The organism is Sphingomonas sp. 2SG (genome assembly GCF_005503285.1).
GTDB classification, from domain to species: Bacteria; Pseudomonadota; Alphaproteobacteria; order Sphingomonadales; family Sphingomonadaceae; genus Sphingomonas; species Sphingomonas taxi.
Window position 1 is genome coordinate 1 of record NZ_SCMZ01000078.1, and the last position, 11,346, is coordinate 11,346.

Genomic DNA, 11,346 nt, shown 5'->3' on the forward strand with positions numbered 1-11,346 from the left:
CGTCGATCTCGACAAGCTCGACCGGCTGGTCAACCTCGTCGGCGAGCTGGTCATCACCCAGGCGATGCTGGCGCAGCGCCTGTCCGAACATGCGATGGCGGGGATTTCCGAACTGACCGACCTCGACCATCTGACGCGCGAATTGCAGGAATCGACGATGGCGATCCGTGCGCAGCCGATGAAGACGGTGTTCAGCCGCGTGCCGCGCATCATCCGCGAGCTGGAGGTCGAGACCGGCAAGCGCGTCCGCCTCGATATCGTCGGCGAGATGACCGAGGTCGACAAGACCGTGGTCGAACGGATCGGCGAGCCGCTGACGCATCTCATCCGCAACGCGGTCGATCATGGTCTGGAAACGCCGGCCGAGCGGCTCGCCGCGGGCAAGCCGGAAGAAGGTGTGGTGACGCTGTCGGCGGCGCATCATTCCGGGCGGATCGTCATCACCGTCGCCGACGACGGCCGCGGCATCGATCGCAAGCGCGTCCGCGCCAAGGCGGTCGAACGCGGCATCATCGCCGCCGACGCGCTGCTGAGCGACGAGGAGACCGACAATCTGATCTTCGCGGCGGGCTTCTCGACCGCGGCGACCGTCTCCAACATCTCGGGTCGCGGCGTCGGCATGGACGTGGTGCGCAAGAACGTCCAGGCGCTCGGCGGCCGGATCGGCATCACCTCGCATCTCGGCTCGGGCTCCAGCTTCGCGCTGTCGCTGCCGCTGACGCTGGCGGTGCTCGACGGCATGATCGTCACCGTCGGCGACCAGACCTTCGTCATCCCGCTCGGCCATATCGTCGAGAGCCTGCGTCCGGATCAGGATGGCGTGAAGGTGCTCGGGCCGAGCGCCTCGCTGCTCGACGTGCGCGGTTCCTACGTGCCGGTGCATCGCGTCGCCGAACAGCTCGGCATCGACGGCGCGCAGACCGATCCGTCGCAGGCGGTGCTGATCGTCGTCGAATCCGACGTCGGTCAGGCGATCCTGATGGTCGACACGATCCAGGACCAGCGGCAGGTCGTGGTGAAGAGCCTGGAGGCGAATTACACTGCGATCCCCGGTCTCGCCGGTGCGACCATCCTCGGCGACGGGCGCGTCGCGCTAATCCTCGACGTCGATGCGCTGATCTCGCGCTGGCGCCGCGACCGCGTCGCCGCCGCGCCGCTGGGCCTCGCCGCATGAGCGCGGTGATGCTGGCGGCGAACCGCCCGACCGAATTCCGCTTCGAGCCCGCCGATCATGCGGCGATCAGCGCCTTCGTCTACGACGCGGCCGGCATCTTGCTGCCGCCGGGCAAGATGCAATTGGTCTATGGCCGGCTCGCGCCGCGGGTACGCGCCTGCGGCCTGACCCGCTTCGCCGATTACATTGAGCTGATCGATCAGGACGAGGTCGAACGCACCCGCGCACTCGACGCGCTGACCACCAACCACACCAGCTTCTTCCGTGAATCGCATCACTTCGATCATTTCATGGACCATGCCTGGCCCGCGCTCGACCAGCGGCTCGCGTCGCGTGGCAAGGTACGGATCTGGTCGGCGGCCTGTTCTAGCGGGGAAGAGCCCTATTCGCTTCTGATGGCGATGTTCGGCACCGAACGCGGCAACGGACAGCGGCTGGCGCGGACCGACCTGCGTATCCTCGGCACCGACCTTTCGACCGAGATCCTCGAGGCGGCGCGCGCCGGCCGCTATTCGCTGGAGACGGCGGCGAGCATTCCGCAGCCGCTACGCTCGGTCTGGGTGGCGCGCGACGGCGACCAGGCGGAGGTGCATCCGCTGATCCGCGAGCGGGTCGCGTTCCGCAAGCTTAACCTGCTCGAATCATGGCCGATGCGCGGCATGTTCGACGCGATCTTCTGCCGCAACGTGATGATCTATTTCGACGAGGCGACGAAGGAGCGGTTACAGTCGCGGCTCGCCGACCAGCTCGAACCGGGCGGCTTCCTCTACATCGGTCATTCGGAGCGGCTCGCCGCGTCGGTGGCGCCGCGGTTCACCTGCGTCGGGCGGACCACTTTCCAGAAGGTAGCGTCATGATCGCCTCGCATCCCAAGACCGCGCCGACCCGCGTCCTGATCGTCGACGATTCGCCGACGATGCGCGCGATGGTGTCGCACCGCCTGTCGCGATACGACGATATCGAGGTGATCGGCACCGCCGACGGACCGCATAGCGCGCGCGAGATGATCAAGGCGCTCAACCCCGATGTCATCACGCTCGACATCGAGATGCCCGACATGAACGGGCTCGAATTCCTCGAGAAGATCATGCGGTTGCGGCCGATGCCGGTGGTCATGCTGTCGACGCTGACCGGGCGCGGGGCGGAGGCAACGATCCGCGCGCTCGAACTCGGCGCGTTCGACTGTTACGAAAAGCCCAAGACCGCGTTCGGCGAAGGGCTGGGCGACGATCTCGCCGAGCTGGTCCGCACCGCCGCCAAGAGCCGCCGGCGCCCGCGTTTCGTCACGCCCGCCGCCAAGCCCGCCGCCGATTACGAACCGCGCCCCGATGCGATGATCGCGATCGGATCGTCGACCGGCGGCGTCGAGACGCTGATCGAGCTGTTGTCGGGCTTCCCGGCCAATTGCCCGCCGACGGTGATCGTCCAGCACATGCCCGAAACCTACGTGCCGACCTTCGCCGCGCGGCTCGATCGATTGTCGGCGCCGCAGGTCAGCGTCGCGCGCTCGGGTGCGCCGCTGGAGCCGGGCCATGTCTATGTCGCGCCGGGCGGTTCGCACCATCTGGAGGTCACCGGCGGCACGCTGCGCCGCTGCCGCTTGGTCGCCGACGAGAAGATGAGCGGCCACCGCCCCTCGGTCGACCGGTTGTTCCTGTCGGTGGCGCGCTGGGCCGGCGCCTCGGCGGTCGGCGCGATCCTCACCGGCATGGGCGCCGACGGCGCCGAGGGCCTGAAGAAGATGAAGGATGCCGGCGCGATGACGATCGGCCAGGACCAGGACAGCTGCGTCGTCTACGGCATGCCCGCCGCCGCCAAGCAGATCGGCGCGGTCACGGTGCAATTGCCGCTGTCGCGGATCGCGGCGCGCCTGCTCACCGAGTGCCGTGCATGAAGAGCGCCGCGCGGACGGTCGATGGTCTCCGACGGATCACGATCATGCAGGGCGAAACCAAGGTGTCGGACGATCCCGAGGCGGTGCTGACCACCGTGCTGGGCAGCTGCATCTCCGCCTGCCTGTTCGATCCCGTCGTCAAGGTCGGCGGTCTCAACCATTTCCTGCTCGCCGAGCCCGGCACCAATGACACCGACGTCTCGTCGCTGCAGCGCTACGGCGTCTATGCGATGGAGGTGCTGATCAACGCGATGCTGGCGATGGGCGCGACGCGCACCAATCTGAAGGCGCGGATCTATGGTGGTGCCTCGCTGCGTGACGGCTTCCGCGACATCGGCGCGACCAACGCCTTGTTCGCGCGTCGCTTCCTGCGTGACGAGCGGATCGCCTTGGTCGGCGAGGACGTCGGCGGCTATGGCGCCCGCCGCGTCGAGTTCCGCCCGACGCTGGGCCTCGCGCGCTGCCGCGTCGCCAATGTCCGCCCGGTCGAGCAGCTGCGCGTCGCCCCTGTCCCCGTCCCGGTCGCAGCGGTCGGCGACGTCGAGTTTTTCTGATGCGATCCAATTATCCCAATGAAGGAAGTTCCGTGCCCAGCACCATCATGACCGTAGACGATTCGCCCAGCATGCGGATGCTGCTGAGAGCGGCGCTCACCGATCTCGGCTATGAGGTACTCGAGGCGGAAGACGGCGTGCAGGCGCTGGAACGGTTGGACGGCGTCGAGCCGGACCTGCTGATCACCGACATCAACATGCCGCGGCTCGACGGCTTCGGCCTGATCGAAAAGGTGCGCGAACAGGATCGCCATCGCAACCTGCCGATCCTGGTGCTGACCACCGAAAGCTCCGACGAGAAGAAGCAGCGCGCGCGGTCCGCCGGCGCGACCGGCTGGATCGTCAAGCCGTTCCATCCGGAAAAGCTCGCCGCGGCGATCCGCCGCGTGCTGCACTGATCGCCCTTTCAGGAGACCGTTTCATGTCCCGCCAGCTCATCACCTTCCAGATCGGCGAGCAGATCCTCGGCGTCGATATCATGGCCATCCGCGAAATCCGCGCCTGGTCGCCCGCCACCCCATTGCCCAACGTGCCGCCGCACGTCCGCGGCGTCGTCAACCTGCGCGGCATCGTGCTGCCGGTGCTCGATCTCAGCCACCGGCTCGGCTGGGGGATGACCGATCCGTCGGCGCGCCACGTCATCATCGTCGTGCGCATCGGCGAGCAATTGCAGGGCCTGATCGTCGATGCGGTCAACGACATCGTCACCGTGCCCGACGACGGCATGCAGCCGCTGCCCGACATCGGCGAGACGCCCGCGGCGCAGTTCCTCGAAGGGCTGGCGACGATCGACCAACGTCTGATCCTGGTGCTGGCGCTCGAACGGCTGATCGACAGCACGATGGCGCTGCCCGACGCGGCATGACCCGACCGTCCGTCGCATTTCGATAAAGCTGGCCGGTCCGCGGACGTTCCTCCCTTTTTACCTCCATTTTCGTGCAAGGAAGCCTGACCATGGCCGCTGCGGTCAAAGTTCTCGTCGTCGATGATTCGCTCACCATGCGCGCCCTGCTGTCCGGCGCGCTGGAGCGAATCCCCGGCGTCGTCGTCGTCGGCTCCGCGGACGGTGCGGAGGAGGCGCGCGCGATGCGCCAGCAATTCCACCCGGACGTGATGACGCTCGACGTCGAGATGCCGGGGATGAGCGGCATCGACTATCTCGCCGAGCTGATGGTCGAGCGGCCGATGCCGGTCATCATGTTCTCCACCCGCACCGAGGCGGGGGCGGAGGCCTCGATCGAGGCGCTGCGGCTCGGCGCGATCGACTGTTTTCCCAAGCCGAAGGTCGCGGTGGCCGCCGAGTTCGACAAGATCCTCGCCAAGCTCGGCAAGCGGATCAAGGCCGCCAAGGGCGCGGTGGTGAAGAGCAGCGCGGCAGGCAAGTCGGTCGCGGCGCCGCCGATCGAGTGGAACGGCCGCCTGCTGGCGATCGGCGGCGAGGCGGCGGCGACGCAGGCGTTGTTCGACCTGTTTGGCAGCTTCTCCGCCAATTGCCCGCCGACGGTGGTCGTCCAGCATCTCGGCGCCGGGCTTGCCGGCACGCTGATCGACAAGATGGCCGCCGAGATCGCCCCGAAGATCGTACTCGCCGAGGACGGCATGGCGATCGAACAGGGGACGATCTATCTCGCGCCGCCGGGCGATCATCACGTCGTCGTCGATGGCTGGCCGAGTGGCAAGCTGCGGATGCTGCCGCGCGATGCGGTTGCGGGCGAGCGGCCGTCGATTTCGATCCTTTTCGCCTCGGTCGCCAAGGCGGCGGGCGCGGAAGCGGTCGGGCTGCTGCTCGGCGCGGACGGCGAGGATGGCGAGGCCGGTGTCCGCGCGCTACAGGCCGGCGGTGGCTATTGCATCGCGCCCGCCGAACAGCGCGCCGACGGCTTCGTCATGACCCGCCGGATGGCATCGCAACCCGTGCCGCCCGATCAATTGTCGCGCAGCGTCATCAGATTGTGCTCGAAATGACCGGTCTCATCCAGAACGCGCCATCGGCGATCGCAGGTGTCGAGCCGGCGCTGGCGCATGCGCTCGCCGACGAGATGGCCGGCCTGACCACCGTGCTCGCCGATCTTGCCTACGATCTTGCCGCCAATTCGGAGACATTGCGGCAGCATATGCACAGTCTGCAGGCGATCGATCGGATCACCCAGGCGCAGCTCGCGATGGCCGATGTGTTGCGCTCCTCGGCATCGGCGGAGGAGCGGGTGGCGGCGGTGACGCTGGAGGAACTGGGGGTGAGGCTGCTCGCCTCGCTGCGGCGCTACCGCGAGCGGGGCGTGCCGGGCGAATTCGACATCGCCTGACCGCATCCGCCGCGCCCAGCGGTGGATACGATCGGGATTGCGGGCGAGCGACCGTCCGGCCGCCCGCCCGTCGTCATCACGCCTTCTTGCGCGCGCGCTTCGGAGCGGCGGCGGCGGCGGTGTCTTCTTCCTCGTCGGGCTGGTCTTCACCCGCTTCGGTCAGCGCTTCGCCCAGCGCCTTCAGCTTGTCCTGCGACTTGTCCGCCTTGTCGGCGATCTTGGTCGTCGCGACGCCCAGGCGATGGAGCAGCGCATGGACGCGATCGGCATCCGGCTGGTCCTTTTCGAGCTGCTTGCGGAGCGACCCCAGGTCGCGCAGGATACCCTTGGCGCCCGAAACCTCCAGGTCGGCCAGCGCGGCTTCCCAATCCTCGACCATGTCGGCGCCCTTGTTGGGCTTGGTCTCGTCGAGCCCACGATTGATCGCGTTCATCGTTCCGGCAAACTTGATGGCCATGCGGCTTATCCTCTCGGCGGGGTAATCCCACGCCGCCAACGAGGCACCCCAGATATGTGTCCGACAGAAACGTTCTAGCCCAACAATTTACCAGTTGCGCAGCCGCAACGATCGCCGCCCTTACTCGGCCAGTGCGCGATCGCTGACGAACATGTTGTTGGCGCGCTCGTGCGCGAAGGTGCTGGGGTTACCGTGGCCGGGGATGAAGGCGGTGTCGTCGCCGAGCGGCCACAATTTGGTGACGATCGTCTCGATCAACTGCTTGTGGTTGCCGCCCGGCATGTCGGAGCGGCCGACCGAACCCTGGAACAGCACGTCGCCGACCTGCGCGAACTTCGACGGCGCATGGTGGAAGATGACGTGGCCGAGCGTGTGGCCGGGCGTCTCGTAGACGTCGAGTTCCAGATTGCCGATCGTCACCGTATCGCCCTCGACCAGCCAGCGGTCGGGTTCGAAGACGACGCCGGTCATGCCGTAATTGCGGCCGTCGTCGTCGAGCCGCGCCAGCCAGAATCGGTCGGCCTCATGCGGCCCCTCGATCGGCACGCCGAGGTCGTCGGCGAGCGGCTTGGCCTCGCCGGCATGGTCGATATGGCCGTGGGTGAGCAGGATCTTCTCGACGGTGACGCCCGCCTGCGCGACCGCCGCCTTGATCCGCGGCAGGTCGCCGCCGGGATCGACGATCGCCGCCTTCATCGTCTCGGTGCACCAGATCAGGGTGCAATTCTGCTGGAACGGCGTCACCTGGACGATGACGGCCTTGAGGGGGGTGGCGCGAGCCGGCGTGCTGGTCATGGCGGGGAGATAAGCCCCTGATGCAGTGGCGGCAATCGCCGCTTGCGCGGAAGGCGTCACGCCGTGCATTTGTGACCGGATGCTGAACGCGCCCTTCGTGCTGCTCGACGATGCCCGTCAGGATGGCGCCGGCGCGCGGCTCTACACCGATCCGGTCGAGATCATCAGTGCCGCAACGCCGGATGACGTCGGGCCGGCGCTCGCGGCGTTGCGCGCGGCGCGGGCGCGGGGGCTGCATGCCGCGGGCTATCTGACCTATGAGGCGGGCGCGGCGCTGATGCCGCGCGCGGTCGCTACGCGTAACGGCGACGGGCCGCTGCTGTGGTTCGGGTTGTTCGCCGACTGCCACCGGCTCGACGCGGACGCGGTGGCGGCGCTGCTGCCCGATCCGGTGGGGGCATGGGCGGCGATGCCGCGACCGCGTATCGCTCGCGCGACCTATGACGAGGCGCTGGCGCGTGTGCTGGAGATGATCCGCGCGGGCGATATCTATCAGGCGAACCTGACGCTGCGCGCGGATGTCGCCGTCGCGGGTGATCCGCTGGCGCTCTACGCACGGCTGCGACGCGGGGCGGCGGCGGGGCATGGCGCGCTCGTCGCGACCGGAGAGCGGCATCTGCTGTCGCTGTCGCCCGAGTTGTTCTTCGCACTGGACGGCGACCGGCTCACCTGCCGCCCGATGAAGGGGACGGCGATGCGCGGCGACACGGTCGCGGAAGATGCGGCGCGGATCGTGGCCCTGCGCGACGATGCCAAGCAACGCGCCGAAAATCTGATGATCGTCGATCTGATGCGCAACGACATGGCGCGCGTTGCAACGCCGGGCAGCGTCGCGGTGCCTGCGCTGTTCACGGTGGAAAGCTATCCGACCGTCCACCAGATGACCTCGACCGTCGCCGCGCGGCTCGCGGCGGGGTGCGACGCAGTGGACGTACTGGCGGCGCTATTCCCCTGCGGCTCGATCACCGGCGCGCCCAAGCAACGCAGCATGGAGGTGATCGCCACGGTCGAGGAGGCACCACGCGGCATCTATACCGGCGCGATCGGCCGGATCGATGCGGACGGCGATGCGGCGTTCAACGTCGCGATCCGCACGCTGGCGATCCCCGCCGGGGCGGACGTCGCGGAACTGGGGCTGGGATCAGGGATCGTCGCGGACAGCCGCGCCGACGACGAATGGGCGGAGGTGCAGGCCAAGGGCGCGTTCGTCACCGCCGGGCAGCGACCGCTCGACCTGATCGAAACGATGGCCTTCGATCCCGAGGATGGCGTGGTGCTGCTCGAACGCCATCTACGGCGACTGACCGCGAGCGCGGCGGCGCTCGGCTTCCGTTTCGACCGGCATGGCGCGCGCAACGAATTGCAGGCCGCGACCTTCCGCCTGCGCGGTGCGGCGCGCATCCGGCTGCTGCTCGCGCAAAGCGGCGCGATCGCGATCGAGATCGCCCCGGCCCCTGCGCCACGCACCGATCCGTTGCGCGTCGCGGTGGTGCCGCTGCCGGTTGCGCCGGGTGACTTCCGCCTGCGCCACAAGACCAGCGATCGCGGCTTCTATGATGCGGCGCGGCAGGCGGCCGGGACCGACGAGGTCGTCTTCGTCCGGCCCGACGGGCTGCTGACCGAGGGCAGCTTCACCTCGCTGTTCGTGCCGGGCGTGGACGGGCGGCTGGTGACGCCGGCGTTGACGCTGGGGCTGCTGCCCGGCGCGTTGCGCGCAGAAATGATCGAAACCGGCCGTGCAACAGAGGGTTATCTGTCGCCGGATGATCTCGCCGCGCCATTTTTTGTCGGAAATGCGTTGCGTGGCCTGATGCCGGCGGTTGTTGCGATTGCGAAAGAGCCGCTGCTGTCGCTATAGGCGCGGCGTCCTATCCGCCATCGAGGCCCGATTCATGAAGCCCTCCGCCGCCCTCGGCCGCATCAGCCCGTCCCCGACGCTCGCCATCACCAGCCGCGTGCTCGAGCTGAAGCGCGCGGGTGTCGACGTGATCGGCCTCGGCGCAGGCGAGCCCGACTTCGATACGCCCGACTTCGTCAAGGAAGCGGCGATCCAGGCGATCCGCGACGGCAAGACCAAATATACCAACGTCGACGGCACGATCGAGCTCAAGCAGGCGATCGTCGCCAAGTTCGCGCGCGACAACAACCTGACCTACACTACGGACCAGGTGACGGTGAACGTCGGCGGCAAGCATACTTTGTTCAACGCGATCGTCGCGACGGTGGATGCCGGCGACGAAGTGGTGATCCCGACGCCCTATTGGGTGAGCTATCCCGACGTCGTCCAGTTCGCCGGCGGTACGCCGGTGTTCGCGGTCGCCGGACCGGAGCAGGATTACAAGCTGTCGCCCGAGGCGCTCGAAGCGGCGATCACCGACCGGACCAAATGGGTGATCCTCAATTCGCCGTCCAACCCGACGGGTGCGGCCTATTCGGTCGACGAGCTGAAGGCGCTGGGCGCGGTGCTGGCGCGGCATCCGCACGTCTGGATCTTCGCCGACGATATGTACGAGCATATCGTCTATGACGATTTCCGCTTCGCGACGATCGCCGAAGTCTGCCCCGAGCTGTACGAGCGCACGCTGACCGTCAACGGCTGTTCCAAGGCCTATGCAATGACCGGCTGGCGGATCGGTTTCGCCGCCGGCGCACCGTGGCTCATCAAGGCGATCGCCAAGCTCCAGTCGCAATCGACCAGCAACCCTTGCTCGATCGCACAGGCGGCGGCGGTCGCGGCGCTGTCCGGCCCGCAGGATTTCCTCAAGGAGCGCAGCCGCGCCTTCCAGACGCGGCGCGATCTGGTTGTCGGGATGCTCAACGAAATTCCCGGAATGACCTGCCCGACGCCGGAGGGCGCCTTCTACGTCTATCCGTCCTTCGCGGAGCTGATCGGCAAGACCACGCCGAACGGCCGCAAGATCGAGAGCGACGAGGATTTCGTCGGCTATCTGCTCGACGATGCCAAGGTCGCGACGGTGCAGGGCGCGGCGTTCGGCCTCTCGCCGGCGATGCGGATCAGCTATGCGACCTCGGACGCGTTGCTGCGCAAGGCGTGCGAGCGCATCCAGCAGGCGTGCGCCGACCTGCGCTGACCCGGCGGCGGCTACCCTGCTGATCGATGAACGCTGCGGCCACGCGGCGTTAATGCAGCGTTTCTATAAATGATATTGCGAACCGGGCGCAGAGAGACGATCTCGGCGTCTGCAATAGGGCAGGGTGAATGACCTGCTCGCCCGACAACAAAGGCATGCGTCATGCGCAAGGTGATCAAGAGCGGCTTCTTCTGGCAATTCGTCGGCGGCTTCGCCATCGGCGCGGTCGGCGTCGTCACCTTGCACCCGGCGAGCGCGCAGTCGGTGCAGCCCATCCCCGCCGCCTCGCCGATCGTCCAGGCGCAGTGACCCTGCCGCCCCACGGCTCTTGGCGAGCGGTGCGGGGCTTCCCATCTGTGTAAGATGCTGAAAATCCTGTTGCCGATCGCCGGCGCTGCCGCCGCCGTGCTTGCCTCCACCGGCTTCGCCGAAGCCGAACGTGCGGTGCCGATCCCCGCGGCGAAGGCCGATGTGCCGGCCGGTGCCGGTATGCAGACCGCGGTCTTCGCGGGCGGCTGCTTCTGGGGCATGGAGGCGGTGTTCGAGCATGTGAAGGGTGTCCGTTCGGTCACCGCGGGCTATGCCGGCGGCGCCGCGCGTACCGCGACCTACGATCAGGTCTCGACCGAGCGTACCGGCCATGCCGAGGCGGTGAAACTGGTCTACGACCCGCGCGTGGTCAGCTATGCGACGCTGCTGCGCGTCTATTTCTCGATCGCGCACGATCCGACGCAGCTTGACCGGCAGGGGCCGGACAGCGGGCCGAGCTATCGCTCGGCGGTCTTCCCGCAGGATGCGCGGCAGGCGGCGGTGGCGCGGGCCTATATCGCGCAGATCGGGGCGGCGAAGAGCTTCCCCGCGCCGATCGTGACGAAGCTGGAGCAGGGCGGCTTCTACCCCGCCGAGGCGTATCACCAGAATTTCTACGACCGTAACCCGACGCATCCGTACATCGTCCATTGGGACAAGCCCAAGGTCGCGGCATTCAAGGCCGGCTTCCCGACGCTGTATCGGTGAGGTCTAAATCCTCCCCCGCAAGGGGGAGGGGGACCACTCGGCGCTAGCCGAGTGGTCCCC

General features: G+C 67.7%; 14 protein-coding genes. 12 read left to right on the plus strand and 2 right to left on the minus strand.

The window, feature by feature from the left end; translation table 11 throughout:
* From FFS23_RS19020 to FFS23_RS19055, 8 genes are all read left to right on the plus strand, one after another.
* The coding region (locus tag FFS23_RS19020) for a chemotaxis protein CheA (protein WP_137899836.1) at window positions 1-1,174 on the plus strand (1,174 nt) is incomplete at its 5' end.
* A complete protein-coding gene (locus FFS23_RS19025; RefSeq protein WP_137899837.1) occupies window positions 1,171-2,031 on the plus strand; it encodes a CheR family methyltransferase in 861 nt (286 codons plus the stop codon). The genes FFS23_RS19020 and FFS23_RS19025, both read left to right, overlap by 4 nt.
* On the plus strand, window positions 2,028-3,068 hold the full coding sequence (locus FFS23_RS19030) for a protein-glutamate methylesterase/protein-glutamine glutaminase (RefSeq protein WP_171009553.1): 1,041 nt from the start codon (window positions 2,028-2,030) through the stop codon (window positions 3,066-3,068). The genes FFS23_RS19025 and FFS23_RS19030 overlap by 4 nt, the downstream gene beginning before the upstream one ends.
* A complete protein-coding gene (locus tag FFS23_RS19035) occupies window positions 3,065-3,622 on the plus strand; it encodes a chemotaxis protein CheD (RefSeq protein ID WP_038661678.1) in 558 nt (185 codons plus the stop codon). The genes FFS23_RS19030 and FFS23_RS19035 overlap by 4 nt, the downstream gene beginning before the upstream one ends.
* A gap of 32 nt (window positions 3,623-3,654) precedes the next feature.
* Entirely contained in the window at window positions 3,655-4,020 is a 366-nt protein-coding gene (locus FFS23_RS19040; protein WP_137899838.1) for a response regulator, read from the plus strand.
* A gap of 23 nt (window positions 4,021-4,043) precedes the next feature.
* Entirely contained in the window at window positions 4,044-4,487 is a 444-nt protein-coding gene (locus tag FFS23_RS19045) for a chemotaxis protein CheW (RefSeq protein ID WP_038661673.1), read from the plus strand.
* Between the two features lie 89 nt (window positions 4,488-4,576).
* Window positions 4,577-5,587 carry a chemotaxis protein CheB gene (locus FFS23_RS19050; protein ID WP_137899839.1) on the plus strand — a complete coding sequence of 337 codons (1,011 nt, stop codon included), beginning with the start codon at window positions 4,577-4,579 and terminating at the stop codon, window positions 5,585-5,587.
* Complete coding sequence (locus tag FFS23_RS19055; RefSeq protein WP_038661666.1) at window positions 5,584-5,925, plus strand: hypothetical protein; 342 nt, start codon at window positions 5,584-5,586, stop codon at window positions 5,923-5,925. Before FFS23_RS19050 ends, FFS23_RS19055 begins: the two co-directional genes overlap by 4 nt.
* A gap of 76 nt (window positions 5,926-6,001) precedes the next feature.
* Here the strand turns inward: FFS23_RS19055 and FFS23_RS19060 are convergent, their stop codons facing one another.
* The gene (locus FFS23_RS19060; protein ID WP_249340762.1) at window positions 6,002-6,382 is read right to left on the minus strand and encodes a hypothetical protein; all 381 of its coding nucleotides are present in this window, start codon (window positions 6,380-6,382) and stop codon (window positions 6,002-6,004) included.
* A 120-nt stretch (window positions 6,383-6,502) separates the two neighbouring features.
* A complete protein-coding gene (locus FFS23_RS19065; protein WP_038661663.1) occupies window positions 6,503-7,177 on the minus strand; it encodes an MBL fold metallo-hydrolase in 675 nt (224 codons plus the stop codon).
* A gap of 79 nt (window positions 7,178-7,256) precedes the next feature.
* Between FFS23_RS19065 and pabB the strand changes: the two genes are divergently transcribed.
* The 4 genes from pabB to msrA all read left to right on the plus strand — a co-directional run bounded on the left by pabB (window position 7,257) and on the right by msrA (window position 11,286).
* Window positions 7,257-9,035, plus strand: coding sequence for an aminodeoxychorismate synthase component I (gene pabB, locus FFS23_RS19070; protein ID WP_171009554.1), 1,779 nt, complete (start codon window positions 7,257-7,259; stop codon window positions 9,033-9,035).
* 34 nt (window positions 9,036-9,069) lie between these two features.
* Window positions 9,070-10,269: a pyridoxal phosphate-dependent aminotransferase gene (locus FFS23_RS19075; protein ID WP_137899840.1), complete on the plus strand. Its 1,200-nt coding sequence runs from the start codon at window positions 9,070-9,072 to the stop codon at window positions 10,267-10,269.
* 162 nt (window positions 10,270-10,431) lie between these two features.
* A complete protein-coding gene (locus FFS23_RS20230) occupies window positions 10,432-10,578 on the plus strand; it encodes a hypothetical protein (RefSeq protein ID WP_169742535.1) in 147 nt (48 codons plus the stop codon).
* Between the two features lie 54 nt (window positions 10,579-10,632).
* On the plus strand, window positions 10,633-11,286 hold the full coding sequence (gene msrA / locus FFS23_RS19080) for a peptide-methionine (S)-S-oxide reductase MsrA (RefSeq protein ID WP_137899841.1): 654 nt from the start codon (window positions 10,633-10,635) through the stop codon (window positions 11,284-11,286).
* Window positions 11,287-11,346 lie beyond the last annotated feature (60 nt).